Genomic DNA, 22,306 nt, shown 5'->3' with positions numbered 1-22,306 from the left:
GGGCAGGCGGCCTGCGGGCGCGGAACTCAGGCGTCGAGTTCGGCGAGGACCTCGTCGGAGACGTCGACGTTGGTGAACACGTTCTGGACGTCGTCGCTGTCCTCGAGGGCGTCGACGAGCTTGAAGACCTTGCGCGCGCCGTCGGCGTCGACCGGGACCGTGGTGGAGGGCGCGAAGCCCGACTCCGCCGAGTCGTAGTCGATGCCGGCCTGCTGCAGCGCGGTGCGCACCGCCACCAGATCGCCGGGCTCGCTGATGATCTCGAAGGACTCGCCGAGGTCGTTGACCTCCTCGGCGCCAGCGTCGAGCACCGCGAGCAGCACGTCGTCCTCGGACAGGCCATTCTTCTCGAGCGTGACGATCCCCTTGCGGCTGAACAGGTACGACACCGAACCCGGGTCGGCCATGTTGCCGCCGTTGCGCGTCATCGCGACCCGCACCTCGCCCGCGGCGCGGTTGCGGTTGTCGGTGAGGCATTCGACGAGCACCGCGACACCGTTGGGGCCGTAGCCCTCGTACATGATGGTCTGCCACTCCGCGCCGCCGGCCTCTTCACCGCCGCCGCGCTTGCGCGCCCGCTCGATGTTGTCCAGCGGCACGGAGTTCTTGCGCGCCTTCTGGATAGCGTCGTACAGCGTCGGGTTGCCGTCCGGGTCACCACCACCGGTCCGGGCCGCCACCTCGATGTTCTTGATCAGCTTCGCGAACAGCTTGCCCCGTTTGGCGTCGAGGGCGGCTTTCTTGTGCTTGGTGGTGGCCCATTTGGAGTGGCCGCTCATTCCCTACTTCCTTCAAGGTCGGTGTGCTCGGATTCCGGTAGACAACTTGCCCAGTCTACTGCCCGGCCCGTCGGCCGCCGCCGGGCGGATGCGCCGGAGCGCGCGGTCAGGCGGGCCGCACGGCCGCGCGCTCGCGCACGGAGTCCACGAACAGGCGGTGCACCCGCAGGTCGCCGGTCACCTCGGGATGGAAGGAGGTGGCCAGCACGCCACCCTGGCGCACCGCGACGATCCGCCCGGCCGCCGGGCCGGACGGCACCCGGGCCAGCACCTCGACGCCGTCGCCGGCCCGCTCCACCCACGGGGCCCGGATGAACACCGCGCGCACCGGGCCGTCGTCGAGCCCGGCGAAATCGAGGTCGGTCTCGAAGGAGTCGACCTGGCGGCCGAAAGCGTTGCGCCGCACCGTCATATCGATGCCGGACAGGGACTGCGCGTCGGGCCGGGTGTCGAGCACCTCACCGGCCAGCAGGATCATGCCCGCGCAGGACCCGAACGCGGGCATGCCCTCGCGCAGCCGCTGCCGCAGCGGTTCGAGCAGCCCGAACACCTCGAGCAGCTTGCTGATGGCGGTGGATTCGCCGCCCGGCAGCACCAGGCCGTCCACCGCGGCCAGCTCCGCCTCGCGCCGCACGCTCACCGGCTCGGCGCCACAGGCCGCCAGCGCGTGGAAGTGCTCGCGCACATCGCCCTGCAATGCCAGTACACCAATGGTCGGTTTCACGAGTCGAGCATACGAGCCGGCGGCGTCGTGCCTGTTCGCGCCCGCGACGCGGGTGACGCCGCGCACCCGGGCGTCAAGGTTCCGCAAGGAAACCGGTCGTGCGACCGGGACGGGGGAACACTCGCGGCTGTGACCGAAGTACTGCCGAAACCCGAGCCCGCGCCCGCGGCCGTCCGTCCCGCGGCCCGCCCGCGCGGGCTCACCGTGCCCACCGGCCTGGCCGGGTTGTCCCTCGACGCGATGGCGTCGGTGTCCTACGGCCCCGAGGCCGTCGTGCTGGTGCTGGCCGCCGCGGGCAGCGCCGGGCTGGGCCTGACGCTGCCGGTGACGCTGGCGATCGTGGCGCTGCTCGCGGTGCTGATCGCCTCCTACCGCCAGGTGATCGCCGCGTTCCCGGACGGCGGCGGCGCCTACGCGGTGGCGCGGCGGCATCTGGGCCGCCGCACCGGCCTGGTCGCCGCCGCGTCGCTGATCGTGGACTACGTGCTCAATGTGGCGGTGTCGATCGCCGCGGGCACGGCCGCGCTCACCTCCGCCTTCCCGGCGCTGCGGCCGTACACGGTGTGGCTGTGCCTGGCCGTGCTGGCGGGTGTGACCGCGCTGAACCTCGCCGGGATCCGCGAGAGCGCCCGGGCGTTCATGGTGCCGACGGCGGTGTTTGTGGCGGGCATTCTCACCGTGATCGCGGCCGGGCTGCTGCGTGCTGCTCCGGCGGTGGCCGCGACCGCGCCCGCCGTCACCGCCGATGCCCGCACGGTGGGAATCCTGTTGCTGCTCAAGGCCTTCTCCAGCGGTTGCGCGGCGCTGACCGGCGTGGAGGCGATCGCGAACGCGGTGCCGAGCTTCGAGCCGCCGCGGGTGCGCCGGGCGCAGCGCGCCGAGGTGGCGCTGGGCGTGCTGCTGGGTGTGATGCTGCTCGGGCTGGCCGCGCTGATCGGCAAATTCCGCATCCACCCGGACGCGGGCGCGACGGTGCTCTCGCAGCTGACCGAGGCCGCCCTCGGCCACGGAATCGGTTACTACGTCGTGCAATTCGCGACGGTGGCGCTGCTGGCGCTGGCCGCCAACACCTCCTACGGCGGGCTGCCGACCCTGACCAAGATCCTCGCCGAGGACGACTGCCTGCCGCACCGCTTCGCCGTCGCGACGCCGCGGCTGGTGTACCGCTACGGCGTCCTCACCCTGGGCGGGTCGGCGGGCGTGCTGCTGGTCGCGTCCGCGGGTGACATGAACGCGCTGGTGCCGCTGTTCGCGATCGGGGTGTTCGTCGGCTTCACCCTCGCCCAGGCCGGGATGGTGGTGCACTGGCGGCGCCAGGGGTCCGGCGGCCGGCGGTTGGCGCTCAACGGTTTCGGCGCGCTGCTGACCGGTCTCGCCGCACTCGTCACCACCGCGATGAAGTTCACCGCGGGCGCGTGGCTGATCGTGCTGGTGCTGCCGCTGCTGGTGTTCGCCATGGAGCGCGTCCGCACCACCTACCGCCGCATCGACGACAGCCGCGGCCCCGGCCGCACGCCCGCCCCGCCCCGGGCGACCGACGCGGTGATCGTGGTGCCGGTGTCGCAGGTGTGCGAACTCAGCCGCGAGGCGCTGTCGACGGCGCTGTCACTGGGCCGGGACGTGGTCGCGGTGCACGTGTGCCTGCCCGGGGAGGACACGGCCGCCTTCACCGCGGCGTGGGCGGCCTGGCATCCGGACGTGCCGCTCGAGGTCATCGACGCCGGCACCGGCTCGGTCGGCGACCCGGTCGCCCGTTTCGTGCGCGACAACTTCGCCGGCCGCCGCAAGGTGGTGCTGATCGCGGAGGTCGATCCGCCCGCGGGCTGGGACCGCGTGCTGCCCAGCCACCGCAGCGACGAACTCGAACGCCGCCTGCGCCGGCTCCCCGACACCGTGGTCTGTCACCTGCGGGTGCAGACGGCCTGATCACGAAGCGCCGCTCGGGTATCCGGCCTCGCGCGCGAGGATCGCGGCCTGCACCCGCGACTGCACACCGAGTTTCGTGAGCACCCGGGAGACGTGCGTCTTCACGGTGGTCTCGCCGATGTGGAGCCGCACCGCGATCTGGGCGTTGGAAAGGCCCTCGCCCAGGCAGCCCAGCACCTCGCGTTCGCGGTCGGTGAGTCCGGCGAGGAGATCGGGTTTCGGCTCGGCGGGCGGGCCGGTGGTGGCGAAGGCGGTGATCACCGCGCGGGTCACCTCCGGGGCGAGGACCCCGTCCCCGGCCGCCACCGACCGGACGGCGGCGATCAGCGCCCCGCTGGACACCGATTTGAGCAGGAAGCCCGACGCCCCGGCCCGCAGCGTCCGGAACACGTACTCGTCCAGGTCGAAGGTGGTGAGGACGAGCACGCCCGCCAGACCCTCGGCGGTGATCTGCGCGGTGGCGGTGATCCCGTCCACGCCGGGCATGCGCACGTCCATCAGCACCACGTCCGGGCGCAGCGCGCGGGCCTGGGCGACCGCGACGTCGCCGTCGGCGGCCTCGCCGACCACCTCGATGTCGTCGGCGGCGTCGAGGATCATCCGCAGCCCGGCCCGGATCGCGCCGTGGTCGTCGGCGATGAGCACCCGAATCGTCATACCACCTCCGGTGTGTCGCGGATCGGCAGCCGGGCGGTGACCACCCAGTCGGCGGAATCGGTTCCGGCGCGGAAACTTCCGCCGAGCGCCGCGGCGCGCTCGTGCATGTTGAGCAGCCCGCGCGGGGCGTGCCCCGACTCGCCGCCGCCCGGTGTGGGCGGCAGGCGGTTGCGGACCGCGAGGTCCACCGCGTCCGGCCCGGCGGCGACCGTGATGTCGACGTCGCGGCCCGGCGCGTGCTTCATCGCATTCGTCAACGCCTCCTGCAGGATTCGGTAGGCGGCCTGGTCCACCGCGCTCGGCAGCGTCACCTCGGCACGCGAATCCCGCACTCGCACCACGGTTCCGGCGGCGCGCGCCGCGTCCGCGAGCAGTGGGAGCTGGGCCAGGCCGCGGGGTGCGGCCGCGCCGTCCGCGCCGCCGTCGTCGCGCAGCAGCCCGATCATGGTGCGCATCTCCTGCAGCGCGCTGACGCTGTTGGCCCGGATCGAGCCGAGAATCCCGGTGACGGCGGCGTCGGGATCGGTGCGCGCCAGCACGCCCAGCGCGGCCTCGGACTGCAGGGCGATGGCGGACAGGTGCCCGGCGATCACGTCGTGCAGGTCGCGGGCCATGGTCCGGCGCTCGTCGGCGATGGCGGCGCGCCGATCGAGGTCGGCGACCAGCGTCAGCGCCTGCGCCCGGGTCCGTTCGGCGGCGGCCAGCTCCTTGTGGTGACGCACCGCCAGCGCCCACCACACCGACATCCCGGCGAAGACCGCGGCCGCGGCGACGACCACCGCCGCGGCCTGCCAGCTCCCGGTCACCACCAGTACGACGAGCGCGAGCGCCGCCGACACCGCGGCGCACCCGATCGCGACGGCGCGCGCGAGCCGGCGGCTGCCGTACAGGCACGCGGCGTAGATCAGATCCGAGTAGACGAGCCACACCGGCACCGTGGGACCGAGCGCGAAATCTATTGCCACCGGGACGATTCCGAGCACCAGCGCCATCAGGGGCGCCCGCCGCCGCAGCAGCGACGCCGCGCACAGCAGCGCCAGCAGCCCGAACCGCGCGGCCAGCGGTGTCGCGCTCGGGCCCGTCATCGGATACAGGCCCGACACGTACAGCACCGCGCCGACGGCGAACGCGAACAACGCGACCGCCGCGTCCTTCGCGGTGGCCGACAAGGAGTCCCAGTGCCGCATCGCACCATCACAGCACAGCCGGGCCCGCGCCCGGGTCCGCCGAAGTGATGACCGGCGATCGATCCGACAGCCGACGCCGTGCCCGGCCCGCGCACGCGACGCTGGCAGCGTGATTCTGATTCCGGCCCTGGTCGGCCTGGCGCTGGTCGACAGCACCAGCATCGGCACCCTAGTCGTCCCGATCTGGCTGCTGCTGGCTCCCGAGCGGCCACCCGCGCGGCGGCTGCTGTGCTACCTGGCCGCCATCGCGGTCTTCTATTTCGCGCTGGGCGTGCTGCTGCTGACGCTCGCGGGCGCGGGACTCGACCGGTTCGGCGCGCTCGCGCACAGTCCCGTGGTCCTGGTGCCGCAGTTGCTGCTCGGCGTCGCGCTGTTCGCGGTGTCCTGGCGCTTCGACTCGAAGAAGCGCCGGGCCCGCGGCGAACCCGACCGGACCGCCGCCTGGCGCGCCCGCACGCTGCGACGGCAGTCCTCGGCCGCGGGGCTGGCGGCGCTCGCGATCGGCGCGGGTGCGCTGGAAGCCGTGTCGATGGTGCCCTATCTCGCGGCGATCGGGCTGCTGGTGTCCGAGCACGTCGCGGCGGGCCCGGCGGTCGCGCTGCTGGCCGGGTACTGCGCGGTCATGATCGCGCCCGCGCTGCTGCTGACCGCCGGGCGCACCCTGCTGCATTCGACCATCGAACCGCTGCTCACCCGGATCGACGGGTTCCTCACGCGCCATGCCGACAGCGCCACCGGGTGGGCGCTGGCGATCGCGGGCATCGTGCTCGCCCGGGGCGCGCTCGGCGGACTCGCGGGCGGCTGACCGTGGGCGCGCCGGCCCGGCTTTCGGGGACCTTCGTCCCACTGCCCGCGTCCCCGGCGGCGGGCACGCTGGTCGGTGAGTCGACAATTCGATCGGGAAGGACGCTCCGAAGCATGGCCGATGCGCTGCCGGACGACGAAACCCTCGACATCGCCCTGGGCATGGCGGTCCGAGCACCCTCGGTGCACAACACCCAGCCTTGGCGCTGGCGGATCGCCGCCGACCGGCTCGAGTTGTACGCCGACAGCGACCGCCACCTCCCCTGCACCGACCCGGTGGGACGTGCCCTGGTGGTCAGTTGCGGTGCGGCGCTGCACCATATGCGGGTCGCGCTGACGGGCCTCGGCTGGACGCCCACAGTGACCAAACTCCCCGATCCCGACCGCCCCGAGCTGCTGGCGGCGATCACCACGACACCGCGGCAGCCGACGGACGCCGACATCGAGATGACCGCCGCGATCCTGCTGCGCCAGAGCGACCGCCGCCGCTACGCCGACATCCGCGTCCCCTACGGCTACATCCGGACGGTGTCCTCACGGGCCAACCGGTACGGCGCGGCCGCGCGGCACGTCCCGGCCACCCTGCGCGAGCGGCTGGCCGATTCGGTCCGGTGCGCCGCGACCCGGCACGCCGACGATCCTGCGTACCTGCGGGAGCTGGTGGCGTGGAGCGGACGGCACGGCGGCCCCGACGGCGTCCCGTCGCGCAACACGCCCCCGCCGCGGCCCGGCGACGAGATCCCGAGCCGCCTGTTCGCCGATCCGGAACTCGCCGACGCCACGGGCAGCTCCGACGCCGCGGAGTGGCTGGTCGTCTGCACCGCCGGCGACGACCGCCGCTTCCAGCTCTCCGCCGGCGAGGCGACCAGCGAACTGCTGCTCACCGCCACCGACCTGGGCCTGTCGACCTGTATCCAGACCGAGCCGCTCGGCATGCCCGACCTGCGCCGCGACATCCGGCACGCGGTCCTGCACGACTGCGCGTTCCCGCAGACGATGGTGCGGATCGGCTGGGTGCCGAGCAACACCGCCCCGCTGCCGACCACCCCGCGCCGCGCCGTCGCCGACGTCCTCGACCGCTGATCACCCGCCGGCCCGGCTCAGGCCCATCCGGGCCGCGAGCACGGCGGCCTCGGTGCGGCCCTGCACGTCGAGTTTGCGCAGCACCCGGGACACGTAATTGCGAACGGTCTTCTCCGACAGATACATTCGCTGCGCGATCTGCCGGTTGGTCAGCCCGCGGCCGAGCAGCCCGAGCACGGTCCGCTCGCGGTCGGTGAGGTCGCTCAGCGGCCCGTCCCGCAGGTCGGCCTGGGCGCGCAGCGCCGCCACCACCGCGGCCGTGGCGCGCGGATCCAGCAGCGACCGGCCCGCCGCGATCTCCCGGATGGCCGCGACCAGTTCCGGCCCGCGCACATCCTTGACCAGGTAGCCGTCCGCGCCGGCGAGCACCGCCCCGATCATGGACGGCTCGTCGGCGAAGGCGGTGAGCATCAGGCAGCGCACGCCCGGCGTCGCGGCCAGCAGGTCCCGGCACAGGTCGTCGCCGTGGCCGTCGGGCAGCCGGTAGTCCAGCACCACGACGTCGGGATGTACGGCCGGCACCCGCGCCCGCGCCGCGGCGCAGTCGGCCGCCTCGCCGACGAAGGTGAGCCCGGGGGCCTCGTCGATGATGTCGCGCAGCCCGCGCCGGACGATCTCGTGGTCGTCGACGACGAACACATCGACCATCGCACCCTCCTCCCGTCGACGAGGGGCCGGTTGCCGCGCCCAGCATGGACGTACCGCACGGCGTGGGCCGGATGCGTGACCTGTGTCCACGCGCGTCGGCAGCACGCCAGCTATTGAATGGCTACCCGAGGTGGCCGCCCGCAAACGACGTGCCGCCGGCGCCTCAGGCCTCGCGCAGCTTGCGGATCAGGCCCTCCTGCACGACCGCAGCGACGAGCTGGCCGTCCTGGTTGAAGATCCGGCCGCCGGTCAGCGCGCGCCCGAAGCCGGCCGAGGGCGAGTCCTGGTCGTAGAGCAGCCAGTCGTCGGCGCGGAAGGGACGCAGGAACCACATGGCGTGGTCCAGCGACGCGTTCTGGGTCGGTTCGTCCGGGTGGATGACCTTCGACGAGCCGAGCAGGGTCATATCGCTCATATAGGCCAGCGTGCACACGTGGAACAGCGGGTCGTCGGGCAGCGAGTGCCGGTAGCGGAACCACACCTGCTGCTGGGCGGCCAGGCCGTCGCGGCGCGCCACCCGCTCCTGCGGGATGGTGCGGATGTCCCAGTGCTCCCACTCCCGCATGGCCCACAGGCGTTCCGGGCTCATCGACGTGCGGGCGTCCGGAAGATCGTGCGGCGCAGGCACTTCCGGCATCTCGTCCTGATGCTCGGGCCCCTCGTCGCCGCTGTGGAACGACGCCGACATGGTGAAGATGGCCTCGCCGTTCTGCACGCCGGTGACGCGGCGGGTGCAGAACGATCGCCCGTCGCGGATGCGCTCGACCAGGTACACCGTGCGCTCCTGCGGGTTGCCCGGGCGCAGGAAGTAGCCGTGCAGCGAGTGCACCTGGTACGACGGCTCGACCGTGCGCACCGCCGAGACCAGCGCCTGTCCGGCGACCTGGCCGCCGAAGGTGCGCGGCAGCTGGGTCTTCGTGGACGCGCCGCGGAAGATGTCCCGCTCGAGCCGCTCGATCTCGAGGGCCTCTTCGATCGTCGCCATCAACCGTCCTTCCGGGAATGAACCCGATCAGGTTAAACAATGGCGAACCTCCGGCGACGCCCGGCTCGCCGCGTGGTGACCCGCGTCTCGGGCGCGGCCGCGCGGGCATCATGGTCCGGTGCCCCCGTACGCGCCGATCACCGCCGACGCCCTGCTCGATCTCGTCACCGACCGCGCACTGGGCCTGCCCGAACCGGCGGTCGTCGCGATCGACGGCGCGGACGCGGCCGAGCCGGTCGCGTTCGCCCGCGCGCTCGCCGGGCGGCTGCCCGCGCGGGGCCGCCCGTCCGGTGTCGTCGCCCTGCACGACTACGTCCGGCCGGCCTCGCTGCGCCTGGAATTCGGCCGGGACGAAACGTCCTACCGCACCGCGTGGTTCGACTACGCGGGCGTGGAACGCGAAGTGCTGCAAGGGTTGCGGGTGCGCCGCCGGTGGCTGCCCGCGCTGTGGGACGAGGCCGCCGACCGCTCCGCGCGCGCCGCCACGGTGCCCGCCGCGGCCGACACCGTCCTGTTCGTCGCCGGGCCGATGCTCCTGGGCCGCGGCCTCGCCTTCGACCTCACCGTCGAACTGCGCCTGTCCGAGGCCGCACTGCGCCGCCGCACCGCCCCGCCCGACGCCTTCACCGTCGACGCCCTGCTGCGGCACCGCCGCGAAACCCCCGAAGAGCCCGGCATACTCGTCAACTGGGACCACCCCGACCGCCCGGCCGTCCGCACCTGACGCAGGCCGCCCGCCCTCGGCCGCCGTGACAGGCCGCGGCGGCTCGGCCGACCCGGGGAGCCCACGCGCGCACGGCCGACCCGAGAACCCGCCAGCACACAGCCGGACCGGGAACCCGCCAGCACACGGCCGGGCCGCGAATCTGCTCGCGCTCGGAGCCCGGGGCAGCCGCGGGGGCGTCAGCGTGTCGGCGTGCGGTCGAAGTGGGCGGCGTAGCGGTCCACGTAGTGGCGGCCGGAGCGGCGGGCGAGTTCGGTCATCAGGGCGTCGGTTTCGGTGCGGACGGTGGTGCGGTCGAGGGGCGGGAAGGTGCGCGGGCGGCCGAAGACGATGCGCACGCGGCCCGGGCGCAGCAGGCGGCGGCCGCGGCGGTTCACCCGGTCGGTGCCCGAGAGCGCCACGGGGACCAGCGGTGCCCCGGTCCGCATCGCCACCCGGATCGCGCCGGTGCGGCCGCGGTAGACCCGGCCGTCGGGTGAGCGGGTGCCCTCGGGGTGGATGCCCCAGGCCCCGCCCGACTCGAGGATGCGCACGGCGGCGTCCAGGGCCGCGGTGGAGGCCGCGCCGCCGGAGCGGTCCACCGCTACCTGACCGGTCGCGGTCATCACCCAGCGATCGATCCGGCCCCGCCAGCCGCGCCGGGTGAAGTACTCGTCCTTCGCGAGGAAGGTGATCCGCCGGGGCAGCACCAGCGCGAGGTACAGCGAGTCGATGGCGGCCAGGTGGTTGGCCGCCACGATCACCGGGCCGGTGCGCGGGACATGGTGCAGGCCTTCCACTTTCGGCCGGCCCAGCAGCCACAGCAGCGGCCCGATCAACACATACTTCAACAGCCGATACGCCATCGGTGACCTTTCCGGAACGAGTTGCGTAGACAGTGTCTACCAGACTGCGTAGACACTGTCTACGCAAGCTGCCGGGCATCGTGCCGCGCGTGCGCCAGAATGTCGCCATGGGTATCGAGGAACCGCTGCGCGATCGGCTGGTGACCGCCGGCGTCGAGCTGCTGGAGGAGTCCGGCGTCGCCCAGCTCGGCCTGCGGTCGATCGCGCGGCGGGCGGGCGTCTCGCACGGCGCGCCCCGCCGGTACTTCCCGACGCACGCGGCGCTGCTGTCGGCGATCGCCGCGCGCGGATTCGCCGATCTGCGAGCCGGTTTCGAGGCGCATGCCGGACAGCCGCCGCGCGCCCGGGTCGAGCGGATGACCGCCGACTACGTCCGCTTCGCCGCCGCCCGCCCGGAGATGTTCGCGCTGATGTTCCGCCACGACCTACTGGAGGGCTCGGGCGAAAGACTGCGTCACCGAACGCTGCCGCTCTATCGCGAGTTCACCGATTTGGTCGCCGCCTGCGCACCCGGCGACACCGACCGCCGCGCGCTCGAATTGTGGGTCGGTGTCCACGGCACGGCGGTCCTGGTCGCCAACCGCAGCCTCGCGCTCGTCGCCCCGGGCGCCGATCCGCTCCGGCTCGCCGCCGATCTCGTCGAGCGCCACCTCGGCCCCGGGCGGTAAACCCGCTCGCCCGGTGAACGTTCTCACAGCCGCGCGGGGATCCCGGCGCGGGGAGTTAAGCGTTCGTTATCCAGGTGGAAAGGATCGGCCCGGATGCTCGTGGACGAGGGTGTGTGGCCGAGACGGATGAGGGAGCAAGGGTGAGCGGGCAGCTACCGGCGTCGCGGGCGCAGCGGAATTGGGATGTGCTGGAACGGGTCGAGGTGGCCGAGGCGTCCGGCACCGTGCGAATGATCGTCGCGGACAACTGGTTGCATCCGGTGGTCGTCCACGACGAGCCGGCGATCCTGCGCGCCTACACCGCCGCGCTGGAGGCGTCGGCCTAGGCTGCTCCGGCGGCGGCCCCGCCTCCCGCAGTCCCGCCGAGCGAACCGGCCGGTGACGACGGCGGCTGGCTGCCGTCGCCTCCCCCGCCGTTCTGAATGGTCGCGAACCAGGTCGTTCACCGCAGGAACAGCGCCCGATCCGGTTCGGGGATCCAGCATTCCGCCGCGATGTCCCCGTTGTAGTTGTCGCGGAAGTACTCGATCAGCGGCGGCAGCCCGGGGTGCGGGTTGGCCGTCGACCACAGCAGGGCGTGCGGGTAGGCCGGTGTCGGGTCCACCACGGGCACGCGGCGGATGTGCGGGTGCCACGGCGTGCGGAAGCCCTCGCCGGTGAAGCTGACCAGGGTGTCGGAGACGGCGAGGCGGTCCAGGATGTCCTCGATCGGTTCGGGGCGGTCCCCGGCTTCGACCGTGATCCCGCTGAACTCCGACAGGTGCCGGTAGTAGTCGGCCCATTCGGAGGGCACCACCGTGCCGGGCACCCAGGCCGGGAACGGCCGGATGTCGGCGAAGGTCACCGCGGCCCGCCCCGCGAGCGGGTGCCCCTTGCCGACGATCAGGTGCAGGGGTTCCAGATACGAAGGCACCGCGGCGATTTCGGACGGCAGCGCCCGCGGCCCGCCGTACGCGCGGGCGAAGGCGGCGTCGACCCGGCCGCCGACGAGGGTGTCGTGCGCGGGCCCGTACGCCCGCGCGGTGGCGGGCGGCCCGAGCAGCAGGGCGTCCCGCGTCGTGGTGAGCACGTTCGAGACGACGATCTCGGTGTCGCGCTCGGGATGGCGGTACAGGTAGAAGCGCAGCGATTCCATCTCGGCCGCCCGTTCGCCGAGCACGGCCACCCGCAGCGGGCGCAGCCGCTCGCGGACCGCCGCCACCGCGTCGTCGGCCGCGCCGAGCAACGCGCGCGCGTGCGGTAGCAGCCGTAGCCCCGCGGCCGTCGCGACGACGCCCGCGGGCACCCGGTCGCACAGGGCCGCCCCGAGCTGGCTCTCCAGCTTGGCGACCCGCTTGGACACCGCCTGCTGGCTGATGCCGAGCACCGCCGCGGCATGGCTGAACTGCCCCTCGTCCACCGCGGTCACGAACGCCCGGACCGCGGCGAGATCCAGATCCGTCATCACACCTCCGACTACAACCGACGGTTGTGCATCGTAGCGTGTCCCTTGTTCGACTCGCATACCCTCTCCCTGGTCGTATCAGGTCGAAAACCACGGCCGGACACGAGATTTGCCTTCCGTGACCGGCTCCGACCGACCACGGGGTGATTCGATGAGCGGCGCGTCCTTCGTCCATCTGCACAACCACACCGAGTACTCGATGCTCGACGGCATGGCGAAGGTCGCGCCGCTGTTCGCCGAGGCGGAACGGCTCGGCATGCCCGCGGTGGGCATGACCGACCACGGCAACATGTACGGCGCGGCGGAGTTCTTCCGGCAGTCCCGGCGGACCGGCATCACGCCGATCATCGGGATCGAGGCGTACGTCGCACCGGAATCGCGGTTCTCCGCCCGGCGCGTGCGGTGGGGCGATCCGTCGCAGAAGGCCGACGACGTCTCGGGGTCCGGCGCCTACCTGCACCTGACGATGTTCGCGAGAAACGCGGTGGGACTGCGCAATCTGTTCACGCTGTCGTCGCGGGCCTCGTTCGAGGGGCAGCTCGGCAAGTGGCCGCGCATGGACGCCGAGCTGATCGCCGAGCACGCCGAGGGCGTCATGGCGACCACCGGCTGCCCGTCCGGCGAGGTCCAGACCCGGTTGCGGCTCGGACATGTCGACGAGGCCTACGCGGCGGCGGGCCGCTGGCGCGAGATCTTCGGCGCGGAGAACTTCTTTCTCGAGGTGATGGATCACGGCCTGGCGATCGAGCGGCGGGTGCGCGCGGACCTGCTCGCGATCGGCGCGAAGGTGGGCCTGACGCCGTTGGCCACCAACGATTGTCACTATGTGCGCAAACAGCAGGCGGCGGCGCACGAGGCGATGCTGTGCGTGCAGACCGGCAGGACGCTGTCGGACCCGAACCGCTTCCGCTTCGGCGGCGACGGCTACTACCTCAAGTCCGCCGCCGAGATGCGGGCCCTGTGGGACGAGGAGGTGCCCGGTGCCTGCGACGCCACCCTCGCCGTCGCCGAGCGCGTCGAGCCCTACGACGACATCTGGGAGTTCCGCGACCGGATGCCGGTGTTCCCCGTGCCCGACGGGCACACCCAGGACAGCTGGCTGCGCCACGAGGTGGCCGCGGGCCTGCGCTGGCGGTGCCCGGCGGGCGTCCCGGCGGACTACCTGCGGCGCGCCGAATTCGAGCTGGACATCATCCGCGACAAGGGTTTTCCCGCGTACTTCCTGGTCGTCGGCGACCTGGTGGCGCACGCGCGCGAGGTGGGCATCCGGGTCGGGCCGGGCCGCGGCTCGGCGGCCGGGTCGCTGGTCGCCTACGCGCTGGCCATCACCAATATCGACCCGATCGAGCACGGCCTGCTGTTCGAGCGGTTCCTCAATCCCGAGCGGCCCTCGGCGCCCGATATCGATATCGACTTCGACGACCGCCGCCGCGGTGAGATGATCCGCTACGCCACCGAGCGCTGGGGCGCGGACAAGGTCGCCCAGGTGATCACCTTCGGCACCATCAAAACCAAAGCCGCGCTGAAGGATTCGGCGCGCGTGCATTTCGGCCAGCCCGGCTTCGCGATCGCCGACCGCATCACCAAGGCGCTGCCGCCCGCGGTGGCCGCCAAGGACATTCCGGTCGCGGGCATCACCGACCCGGCGCACGAGCGTTACGGCGAGGCCGCCGAGGTGCGTGCCCTGCTCGACGCCGACCCGGACGTGCGCCGGATCTACGACACCGCGGTGGGCCTGGAAGGCATGGTGCGAGGCGCGGGCGTGCACGCCTGCGCGGTGATCCTGTCCAGCGAACCGCTGATGAGCGTCGTGCCGCTGTGGAAGCGGCCGCAGGACGGGGCGGTCATCACCGGCTGGGACTATCCGTCGTGCGAGGCCATCGGCCTGCTCAAGATGGATTTCCTGGGGCTGCGCACGCTCACCGTGATCGGCGACTGCCTGGCGAACATCCGCGCCAATCGCGGCGTCGAGATCGACCTGGACACCCTGGGTCTCGAGGACGAGCGGACCTACGCCATGCTCGCGCGCGGCGACAATCTCGGTGTCTTCCAGATGGATTCGGCGGGGATGCGGGAACTGCTGCTGCGGATGGCGCCCACCGAGTTCAACGACCTGGTCGCCTCGAACGCGCTGTACCGGCCGGGCCCGATGGGGGTGGGCGCGCATTGGGCCTACGCCGACCGCAAGAACGGCCGCGAGTCGGTCACCCCGATCCACCCCGATCTCGACGAGCCGCTGCGCGACATCCTCGCCGAGACCTACGCGCTGATCGTGTATCAGGAGCAGATCATGCAGCTGGCGCAGCGGGTGGCCGGGTACTCGCTGGGTCAGGCCGACCTGTTGCGCCGGGCGATGGGCAAGAAGAAGCCGGAGGTGCTGGCGCAGGAGTTCGAGAACTTCCGGGACGGCATGCGCGACAACGGGTATCGCGACGAGGCGGTGACCGCGCTGTGGGAGGCGGTGCTGCCGTTCGCCGGGTACGCGTACAACAAGTCGCACGCCGCCGGCTACAGCCTGGTGATGTACTGGACCGCCTACCTCAAGGCGAACTATCCGGCGGAGTTCATGGCGGCGCTGCTGACCTCGGTCGGCGACGACAAGGACAAGTCGGCGATCTACCTGTCCGACTGCCGCAAACGCGGCATCCGGGTGCTGCCACCCGATGTCAACGAGTCGGCGGCGACGTTCACCTGTGTGGGCCCCGACATCCGGTTCGGGCTGGGCGCGGTGCGCAATGTGGGCGAGCCGGTGGTCGAATCCATCGTGCGCGCACGGGAATCCGGCGGGGCGTTCACCAGCTTCTCGGACTACCTGGCCAGGACCGACACGGTCGCGGGGAGCAAGAAGGTGGTCGAATCCCTCATCAAGGCGGGCGGTTTCGATTCGCTGGGCCACCCGCGGCAGGGTCTGCACCTGGTGCACGGCGACGCCGTCGACGCGGCGATGGGCACCAAGAAGGCCGCGGCGCGTGGCCAATTCGACCTGTTCTCCGGCGCTGCCGACGAAACGAGCGCTGCCGCTGCTGTTTTCGAGATTCCGGTGCCCGACCAGGAATGGGACAGCCGCACCCTGCTGGGGTTCGAGCGGGAGATGCTGGGGCTCTACGTTTCCGGACATCCGCTCGACGAGGTGGCGCGGGCGCTGGCCGCCCGCTGCGACACCCCGATCGCCGCGCTCGCCGAGGGCCGGATCGGGCACGGCAGGCAGGTGGTGGTCGGCGGGCTCGTGGCCGCGGTCGACCGGCGCGTCACCAAGAAGGGCGAGCCCTGGGCCATCGTGCGCCTGGAGGATCTCGAGGCCACGACCGAAATCCTGTTCTTCCCAGGCGCTTACGCGGGAGCGGCGAGCGCCCTGGCCGAGGACGCGGTGCTGTTGGTCACCGCCCACGTCAGCGTCCGCGACGGCCGCACCTCGGTGCTCGGCGACCACGTCACGGTCCCCGACCTCGCGGGCTTGTCGGCGGCGCACCCGCTGACCGTCACACTGTCCGTGCCCGCCTGCACCCCCGCCCGCGTCCGCGCCCTCCGCGAAACCCTCCAGCACCATCCCGGCCCCACCGAGGTCCGCATCCGCCTCCTGACCCGGACCGGTCCCCAACTCCTCGCCGTCGCCCCGCACTTCCGCGTCCACCCCTCCCCCGCCCTCATGGGAGAACTCAAGGCCCTCTTCGGCCCGTCCTGCCTCCAGTAGTCCTGGGTCAGCAGGTGGGTGGGACGCCGCGCTGGGTGCCGTATTCGATGCGGGTGGCACCGGGGCCCTTGCGGGGCAACACGATTGCCGCGCCGTCGCGGCGGGTCCAGGTGCGCGGGACCAGGACGAGGTTGTCGGCGGTGGTCATCATCAGCACCAGGCCGTCGTAGCGGTAGTGGTAGGCGGCCTCGGGGTCGGTGCAGCGCACGGCGGTGACGCCGCGGGCGGTGAGGGAGAGGTTCTTCTCGCTGTAGATGGTGATGCCGGGGTCGCCGGGCAGGGTGGTCCGGACGAATTCGGCGGCGCGGCCGCGGCCCACGCCCATCGAGTAATCCGTTGCGCCCCAGAAGAACGCGCCGCCGACCAGGAGCAGGACCAGACCCCATTCGACCGGGGTGCCGGTGTGCGCGGTGGCCGGCTCGGACTCGTCGGCCGTCTGGCGGCGGCGGGCGCGCACCACGCCCCACGGGAGCAGCACGCCCAGGATCAGGCAGATCGGGGCGACGCCGAGCGGGCGGTTCAGCGGCGTCGTGGTTTCGGGCAGCAAACGGGTGAACCCGTTGAGCAGCAACAGGACTCCGAGCACCGACAGCAGGACCAGCAACCAGCGCGGCCAGGCGGCGCGCCGGATCCGCGCGGGCAACACCGCCCACGCCCACAGCAGCGCCAGCGTGCTCGCACCGCACAGGGCCAGCGGAATGAAAAGACCGTCGGCGCTGCGCATCACGTAATCGGTGGTACTCAGCCCGAGCGCCGCCGAATCCACCCCGAAATATCCGAAGAACCCCCGCGCGTGAAAGAACCCCCAGTAGAACAACAGTCCGGCCAGCAGCGTCGCCGGTGCGACGAACTGCCCGAGCACAGGCGCGATCACAGCCAACCCGGCGAACGCCGACGACCGCTCCCCTTGCCCGGCAACGGTTTCCGCCGCCGAACCCTTACGCAGCGACGGCTCGCGCCGCACCTTCCCCCGCGGCCGCCGCACACGCGTCCGCGCGGCCGAACGGCCCGGCACAGCGTCCCCGTTCCCTTCCGCAACGGCGACCTGCCGCGGCGTCGAACGCGCGGATTCCTCGTCAGCCACCGGAATTCCCCGTGGTGGTCGCCGGTGTGGTGCGTTCGGTGGTGGTCGTCGGGCGGGCCACCTCGGGCGCGACGGGCGGGTGCGGGGCCTGGGTGGTCGTGGTGGTCGGGAGCGGTCGCGGCGTGGTCGTGGTCGGTGGCACGGTTGTGGTGGTTGTAGTCGTGGGGGGTGGAGTGGTCGTGGTGGTGCCGGTCGCCTGGCACTTGATGCCGTAGACGGACACGGTGTCGGGTGGCTTGTTGCCGCCCAGGGCGGTTGTCGGGGGGAGGCCACTGTCCTGGGGCGGGAGGCGTTTGCTGATGCCGCCCTCGCCGAACTGGGCGAGCAGCAGGCCGTCGTCGGGGACGGACCCGGTGCCCTGCGGCGGCTGGTCCGGGCACGGCGGCGGCGGGATCTTGCCCTGCACGTCGACCACCTGCACCGGCACGCAGTCGTCGGGCATGCCGTGCGCGCGGCAGCCGGTGCGCACGGTGCCGCGGATCTGCGCGGCGACGAACGCGGCGAGCGTCGTGCCCGGGTTGTAGGTGTAGGTGCCGAGGTCGATCGGAAGCCCGCGCACCTCCACCTCCGGCGACTGCCCGCCGGGATTGCCCGGCAGCCCGCCCGTGCCGCCCGAACCGGCGGGATTGCCGGGCACCCCGCCACCCGGATCCCGCCTGCCGCCGGGACCGCCGGGCACACCACCCGCCCCGGGGCCGGGGCCGGGGTTGGGGCCGGGTCCGATATTCGGTTCGACGGTCCCACCCGGGCCGCCGGGCTCCCGCCCCGAAACCTGCGTCGTCACAGTGTGACTCGCGACCACACTGTCCACCGGAGCGTCGCCGCGGCACCCGGGCAGCACCAACAGGCCCGTCGCGGCGCACACGCCCACGACCGCCACGAGCACGCCCCGCATCGACGCCCTCGGGCCCGCGAAGCGTCGCGGTGCGCGACCCGGTGGGCGTCGCCGGAAAGCCGCTCGCGCGCACTGTCGTCGCCCGCGCGTCGGGCGCGCGGAGTGCCGCGGTGCGCAACCTGGTGGGCATCGCCGGAAAGCCGCACGCGCGCACCCGCCACACCTGCCCGGCCTGCCCCGCCGGATCGTTTCGATGATGCGCATGACTCGTCCACCCCGGTTCCGCGCGAATGCTGTCGCCTCAACAGTCGCTCCCGCCCGCCGGATGCGCATCGCCGTCGTGTCACTGAGTGACACGCCGGGCGAATCCGTGCCCGGCGCGCCCGAGGGAGGAGCACCGAATCACTCAGTGGCACGACGGGATCGCGCGCACCCGAGCCGCGAGTGAGGATCGATGCGCCGCACGGACGAGACACAGGGGGCCGCATGGACCCGAGCGAACTGGCCCGCATCCCGAAGACGACCTACACCGTGCTGGACCGCGGCATACCCACCACCGCCCAGGCGGTCACCATGCCGCTCGGCGCGGCGTACGCGCTGCCGCACACCCTCGCCGGGACGGATCCGACGATCTCGGGCCACTGGACCGGCCGCGCGCTGCCGGCCCGGTTCCGCCGCCGGAACCTCGCGGAGATCGACCTCACCGACCTCGCCCTCACGATGCGGTGGCTGGTCCGCACCGAGGCCGGCTACCTGTGCGGCGCCTGGCTGGACGTCGCGACGCTCGCCTTCGCGCCGATCACCGTGGCGGTGACCTACCGGCAGCCCGCCCCGGCCGAAAGGTTCGGCTACCGCATCGAATTCACCGGCTCGATCGCCCTCGACCACCGCGCGGGCGGCTACGCGCTCGGTTTCGCCGGGAGGTTCGGCTCGTCGGGCCCCGGCGCGTTCACCGTCGGCCAGCTGTAGCCGATTCCGGTGCGGCGGTGGAAGACCGGCGTGTCCCACGGCCGATCGTCCGCCGCGGCGGCCGCGGAACCCAGCTCCACCTCCAAAGACCGTGCGGCCCTGCGCAGTTCGCCGGGCAGACCGCGGGCCTCGAGGTGCGGCCCGCGGCCGGTGATGCCGAGCGCGCCGACCAGCGCCCCGTCGCGGTCACGCAGGACGGTGGCCAGACAGCTCCAGCCGAGCACCGACTGTTCGTCCTCGCGCGCGAATCCGGTCTCGCGCGCCCGGGTGAGCAGATCTCGCATGCGCCGCCGGTCCACCACCGAGTAGCGGGTCAGCGGCCGCCAGCCGCTCGCGAGGACGGCCTCGGCGCGCTCGGGCTGGTGCGCGAGTTGCAGCCGGCCGGAGGCGAGCAGCACCATGCTGGGCCCGAGCGCGGCCATGCCGGGCCACCACGAGACGCGCATCGTCGCGATGTGCGGGCGGCCGAACGCGGCGCCCGCCATGGTCAGCTCGCCGCCGTTCAGCGTCGCGAACCAGGCCAGTTCGCCGCGCGAATGCAGGTGCAGGTCCTGCAGATACGGCTGCACGGCCAGCGTGCGGCCGTTCTGGTACGCCGACTGCAGCCCCTGCTGGATCAGCCGCTGTCCGGCGGTGTACCCGTCGGGCGTGCGCGCCAGCATGTCGCGTTCCACCAGGTCGTTCGCGATCCGGCGCACGGTCGCCTTCGGGATACCGGTGCGCCGGGTCAGCACCGCCAGCGGCAGCGGCCCGGCCGCGTCGGTGACGACGTCCAGGATCGCCACCGCGCGGCCGATCACCGTGTGGTCGTCGGCCATGCTCGCCATCCGATCGCCGCCACGTCACACATCGCCGGTCCCTCCGTCACGTCGGCACGTGCCCGAGATCAGTGTCGGCCCGATCGGCATCCGGCGCACGCGTAATCGGCTACTCGATCCCCGCCACCGCGCCGGATCAGGTCGAGGCACCCGGGCCGCCGGGCCCGGCCCGGACCCGCGAAAGCCCTCCCGGCGACCGGCGCCGGAAGGGCGGTGCGAGCGTGAAAAGCCTTGCCTACCAGCCGCGCTCGGCGAGCCGGTGCGGCTCGGCGATCTCCTCGACGTTGATGCCGACCATGGCCTCGCCCAGTCCGCGCGACACCTTCGCCAGCACGTCCGGGTCGTCGTAGAAGGTGGTGGCCTTCACGATGGCGGCCGCGCGCTGAGCGGGGTTACCGGACTTGAAGATTCCGGAGCCGACGAACACGCCCTCCGCGCCCAGCTGCATCATCATGGCGGCGTCGGCGGGGGTGGCGATGCCGCCCGCGGTGAACAGCACGACCGGCAGCTTGCCGGTCTCGGCGACCTCGCGGACCAGTTCGTAGGGCGCCTGCAGTTCCTTGGCGGCCACGTACAGCTCGTCCTCCGGCAGCGACTGCAAGCGGCGGATCTGCTGGCGGATCTTGCGCATGTGGGTGGTCGCGTTGGAGACGTCGCCGGTGCCGGCCTCGCCCTTGGAGCGGATCATGGCCGCACCCTCGGTGATCCGGCGCAGCGCCTCGCCCAGGTTGGTGGCGCCGCACACGAACGGCACGGTGAACTGCCACTTGTCGATGTGGTGCTCGTAGTCGGCGGGGGTCAGCACCTCGGACTCGTCGATGTAGTCGACGCCGAGGCTCTGCAGCACCTGCGCCTCCACGAAGTGGCCGATCCGGGCCTTGGCCATCACCGGGATGGACACCGCGCCGATGATGCCGTCGATCAGGTCCGGGTCGCTCATGCGCGCCACGCCGCCCTGGGCGCGGATGTCGGCGGGCACCCGCTCCAGCGCCATGACGGCCACGGCCCCGGCATCCTCGGCGATCTTGGCCTGATCCGCGGTGACGACGTCCATGATCACACCGCCCTTGAGCATCTCGGCCATGCCGCGCTTCACGCGGGCGGTGCCGGTCGTCGAGGTGGTTTCGGGCGTAGTCACGGCAAACTCCTGAGCATCGGGGTACGACAGGGGACGCCCCGATTCTAGGCGGGCGGATCAGGCCACTTGATAGCCAGTCCGGCAGCACTGGACTGCTCCGCCCGCGCGCTCCGCTATCGCGCCGCTATGCCGCCCGGGTCAGAGCGGATCGACGACGAACAGCTGCGCCCAGTAGGTGGCGGCGTCGTTTCCCAGGTAGGGCAGCAGGAAATCGTAGAGCAGGTAGGACATCGGCATTCGGTACTTCACCTCCAGATACCGGTTCGCCACGGTGCGCTCTCGGCAAACCGCTTCCGACGATATCCGAACATGACATTCCCCACAGACGTTCGCGCCGCGGCGCGCGGCCGCCGCGGACTCGAAGACGGGGAACCGGTGCCGACCGCCCCCGGCTTCCGCTCCGGAAACTATTGTGGAGCCGTGGAATTCGAGGAGATCGTGGTCGAGACCGACCGCCTGGACTTTCCGGCGCTGGCGGTCGGCGACGGGCCGGTCGTGGTGTGCTGGCACGGGTTCCCCGATCATCCGGCGACCTTCGGGCCGCTGGCCGAGCGGCTGGTGGCGGCGGGGCGGCGGGTGGTGGCGCCGTTCCTGCGCGGTCACCATCCCGCGACGGCGACCGCGCTGACCTATGCCGACGGCATCACCCTCGCCGCCGATGCCGCCGCCGTCGCGGCCGCGCTCGATCCCGGCGGCGTGGACATGATCGGCCACGACATCGGCGCGGGCATGGTCGCCCGGGTCGCCGCGGCCTGGCCGCAGCGCGTGCGCCGCGGCATCACGATGGCGGTGCCGCCCCCGGCCACGCTGCGCGCGCTGTTCACCGACCCCGCGCAGCTGCGGCGCTCGTTCTACATGTGGCTGTTCCAGGTGCACGGCGTCGCGGAGGCGGTGCTGAGCGCCAACCGCGACCTCGTCGACTACCTGTGGGCCACCTGGTCACCGGGCCTGGACCCCGGCGCGCACCGCGCCCGCGTGCACGCCCTGTACGGCGATCCGGCGGGCATCGCCAACGCCCTGCGCGTCTACCGCGCGAATTTCGATACGTCCCTGCACGATCCGGCCCTGGCGGGCCTCGCCGCCACCACCGAGGCCGCGGCCCCCGTCCCGCTGCTGGTGCTCGCCGGCGCCGACGACGGCTGCCTGCCGCCCGCCGCGTTCGCCGACGCCCACACCGGCCTGCATCCCGGCTCCCGTGTCGAAATCCTCACCGGCGCAGGCCATTTCCTGCACCTCGAACAACCCGACGAGGTGGCCCGGCTCGCCACGGAATGGTTCGGCGCGCCGTGACGCGCAC

Annotated in this window: 23 protein-coding genes; 10 read left to right on the top strand and 13 right to left on the bottom strand. The window is 72.6% G+C overall.

Annotation, left to right across the window (positions count from 1 at the left end; translation table 11 throughout):
- Positions 1–26: 26 nt before the first annotated feature.
- Together IU476_RS02010 and pdxT are read right to left on the bottom strand one after the other, a co-directional pair.
- Entirely contained in the window at positions 27–779 is a 753-nt protein-coding gene (locus IU476_RS02010) for a YebC/PmpR family DNA-binding transcriptional regulator (protein ID WP_195095920.1), read from the bottom strand.
- 106 nt (positions 780–885) lie between these two features.
- Positions 886–1,503 carry a pyridoxal 5'-phosphate synthase glutaminase subunit PdxT gene (gene pdxT / locus IU476_RS02005; RefSeq protein WP_195095919.1) on the bottom strand — a complete coding sequence of 206 codons (618 nt, stop codon included), beginning with the start codon at positions 1,501–1,503 and terminating at the stop codon, positions 886–888.
- Between the two features lie 240 nt (positions 1,504–1,743).
- On the opposite strand from pdxT, the gene IU476_RS02000 reads away from it, so the two are divergent.
- A complete protein-coding gene (locus tag IU476_RS02000; RefSeq protein ID WP_195097340.1) occupies positions 1,744–3,429 on the top strand; it encodes an APC family permease in 1,686 nt (561 codons plus the stop codon).
- Here the strand turns inward: IU476_RS02000 and IU476_RS01995 are convergent, their stop codons facing one another.
- Together IU476_RS01995 and IU476_RS01990 are read right to left on the bottom strand one after the other, a co-directional pair.
- Positions 3,430–4,086, bottom strand: coding sequence for a response regulator (locus tag IU476_RS01995; RefSeq protein ID WP_195095918.1), 657 nt, complete (start codon positions 4,084–4,086; stop codon positions 3,430–3,432). It lies immediately after the preceding gene.
- A complete protein-coding gene (locus IU476_RS01990; protein WP_195095917.1) occupies positions 4,083–5,273 on the bottom strand; it encodes a sensor histidine kinase in 1,191 nt (396 codons plus the stop codon). Before IU476_RS01990 ends, IU476_RS01995 begins: the two co-directional genes overlap by 4 nt.
- A 109-nt stretch (positions 5,274–5,382) precedes the next feature.
- Between IU476_RS01990 and IU476_RS01985 the strand changes: the two genes are divergently transcribed.
- Entirely contained in the window at positions 5,383–6,078 is a 696-nt protein-coding gene (locus IU476_RS01985; protein WP_195095916.1) for a GAP family protein, read from the top strand.
- 113 nt (positions 6,079–6,191) lie between these two features.
- A complete protein-coding gene (locus tag IU476_RS01980) occupies positions 6,192–7,160 on the top strand; it encodes an Acg family FMN-binding oxidoreductase (protein WP_195095915.1) in 969 nt (322 codons plus the stop codon).
- Here the strand turns inward: IU476_RS01980 and IU476_RS01975 are convergent, their stop codons facing one another.
- Together IU476_RS01975 and IU476_RS01970 are read right to left on the bottom strand one after the other, a co-directional pair.
- The gene (locus tag IU476_RS01975) at positions 7,161–7,808 is read right to left on the bottom strand and encodes a response regulator (protein ID WP_195095913.1); all 648 of its coding nucleotides are present in this window, start codon (positions 7,806–7,808) and stop codon (positions 7,161–7,163) included.
- A gap of 163 nt (positions 7,809–7,971) precedes the next feature.
- Positions 7,972–8,793 carry an acyl-CoA thioesterase gene (locus IU476_RS01970; RefSeq protein WP_195095911.1) on the bottom strand — a complete coding sequence of 274 codons (822 nt, stop codon included), beginning with the start codon at positions 8,791–8,793 and terminating at the stop codon, positions 7,972–7,974.
- Positions 8,794–8,911: 118 nt separating this feature from the next.
- On the opposite strand from IU476_RS01970, the gene IU476_RS01965 reads away from it, so the two are divergent.
- The gene (locus IU476_RS01965; RefSeq protein ID WP_195095909.1) at positions 8,912–9,517 is read left to right on the top strand and encodes a nucleoside/nucleotide kinase family protein; all 606 of its coding nucleotides are present in this window, start codon (positions 8,912–8,914) and stop codon (positions 9,515–9,517) included.
- 179 nt (positions 9,518–9,696) lie between these two features.
- On the opposite strand, the gene IU476_RS01960 is transcribed toward IU476_RS01965, so the two are convergent.
- On the bottom strand, positions 9,697–10,362 hold the full coding sequence (locus IU476_RS01960; protein ID WP_195095907.1) for a lysophospholipid acyltransferase family protein: 666 nt from the start codon (positions 10,360–10,362) through the stop codon (positions 9,697–9,699).
- Positions 10,363–10,469: 107 nt separating this feature from the next.
- Here IU476_RS01960 and IU476_RS01955 point away from each other — a divergent pair, with 107 nt between their 5' ends.
- Together IU476_RS01955 and IU476_RS01950 are read left to right on the top strand one after the other, a co-directional pair.
- Positions 10,470–11,030 carry a TetR/AcrR family transcriptional regulator gene (locus tag IU476_RS01955; protein WP_195095905.1) on the top strand — a complete coding sequence of 187 codons (561 nt, stop codon included), beginning with the start codon at positions 10,470–10,472 and terminating at the stop codon, positions 11,028–11,030.
- A 140-nt stretch (positions 11,031–11,170) separates the two neighbouring features.
- Entirely contained in the window at positions 11,171–11,356 is a 186-nt protein-coding gene (locus tag IU476_RS01950; protein ID WP_195095903.1) for a hypothetical protein, read from the top strand.
- A gap of 116 nt (positions 11,357–11,472) precedes the next feature.
- Here IU476_RS01950 and IU476_RS01945 read toward each other — a convergent pair whose 3' ends face one another.
- The gene (locus IU476_RS01945; RefSeq protein ID WP_195095901.1) at positions 11,473–12,474 is read right to left on the bottom strand and encodes a LysR family transcriptional regulator; all 1,002 of its coding nucleotides are present in this window, start codon (positions 12,472–12,474) and stop codon (positions 11,473–11,475) included.
- Between the two features lie 151 nt (positions 12,475–12,625).
- Between IU476_RS01945 and dnaE the strand changes: the two genes are divergently transcribed.
- Positions 12,626–16,165 carry a DNA polymerase III subunit alpha gene (gene dnaE / locus IU476_RS01940; protein WP_195095899.1) on the top strand — a complete coding sequence of 1,180 codons (3,540 nt, stop codon included), beginning with the start codon at positions 12,626–12,628 and terminating at the stop codon, positions 16,163–16,165.
- A 7-nt stretch (positions 16,166–16,172) separates the two neighbouring features.
- On the opposite strand, the gene IU476_RS01935 is transcribed toward dnaE, so the two are convergent.
- Together IU476_RS01935 and IU476_RS01930 are read right to left on the bottom strand one after the other, a co-directional pair.
- Positions 16,173–17,249 (bottom strand): hypothetical protein, encoded by a 1,077-nt coding sequence (locus IU476_RS01935; protein ID WP_324193821.1) that lies wholly within the window; start codon positions 17,247–17,249, stop codon positions 16,173–16,175.
- Entirely contained in the window at positions 17,242–18,144 is a 903-nt protein-coding gene (locus IU476_RS01930; RefSeq protein WP_195095897.1) for a hypothetical protein, read from the bottom strand. The genes IU476_RS01935 and IU476_RS01930 overlap by 8 nt, the downstream gene beginning before the upstream one ends.
- Before the next feature lie 29 nt (positions 18,145–18,173).
- On the opposite strand from IU476_RS01930, the gene IU476_RS01925 reads away from it, so the two are divergent.
- Together IU476_RS01925 and IU476_RS01920 are read left to right on the top strand one after the other, a co-directional pair.
- Positions 18,174–18,341: a hypothetical protein gene (locus IU476_RS01925; protein ID WP_195095895.1), complete on the top strand. Its 168-nt coding sequence runs from the start codon at positions 18,174–18,176 to the stop codon at positions 18,339–18,341.
- Between the two features lie 229 nt (positions 18,342–18,570).
- Positions 18,571–19,053 (top strand): hypothetical protein, encoded by a 483-nt coding sequence (locus IU476_RS01920; RefSeq protein WP_195095893.1) that lies wholly within the window; start codon positions 18,571–18,573, stop codon positions 19,051–19,053.
- Here IU476_RS01920 and IU476_RS01915 read toward each other — a convergent pair.
- The 3 genes from IU476_RS01915 to IU476_RS36655 form a co-directional block, all read right to left on the bottom strand.
- Complete coding sequence (locus IU476_RS01915; protein WP_195095892.1) at positions 18,984–19,871, bottom strand: IclR family transcriptional regulator; 888 nt, start codon at positions 19,869–19,871, stop codon at positions 18,984–18,986. The two genes, IU476_RS01920 and IU476_RS01915, sit on opposite strands and share 70 nt — an antisense overlap.
- Before the next feature lie 235 nt (positions 19,872–20,106).
- A complete protein-coding gene (gene pdxS / locus IU476_RS01910; protein ID WP_195095891.1) occupies positions 20,107–21,009 on the bottom strand; it encodes a pyridoxal 5'-phosphate synthase lyase subunit PdxS in 903 nt (300 codons plus the stop codon).
- Between the two features lie 138 nt (positions 21,010–21,147).
- The gene (locus IU476_RS36655; protein ID WP_267466397.1) at positions 21,148–21,279 is read right to left on the bottom strand and encodes a hypothetical protein; all 132 of its coding nucleotides are present in this window, start codon (positions 21,277–21,279) and stop codon (positions 21,148–21,150) included.
- 39 nt (positions 21,280–21,318) lie between these two features.
- Between IU476_RS36655 and IU476_RS01905 the strand changes: the two genes are divergently transcribed.
- The gene (locus IU476_RS01905; protein ID WP_195095890.1) at positions 21,319–22,299 is read left to right on the top strand and encodes an alpha/beta fold hydrolase; all 981 of its coding nucleotides are present in this window, start codon (positions 21,319–21,321) and stop codon (positions 22,297–22,299) included.
- Positions 22,300–22,306 lie beyond the last annotated feature (7 nt).

This window comes from Nocardia blacklockiae (assembly GCF_015477355.1).
In the GTDB taxonomy this organism is placed as follows: Bacteria; Actinomycetota; Actinomycetes; order Mycobacteriales; family Mycobacteriaceae; genus Nocardia; species Nocardia blacklockiae.
Note: the sequence above shows the minus strand (reverse complement) of the source record. Positions and strands in the feature narration are given on the sequence as shown.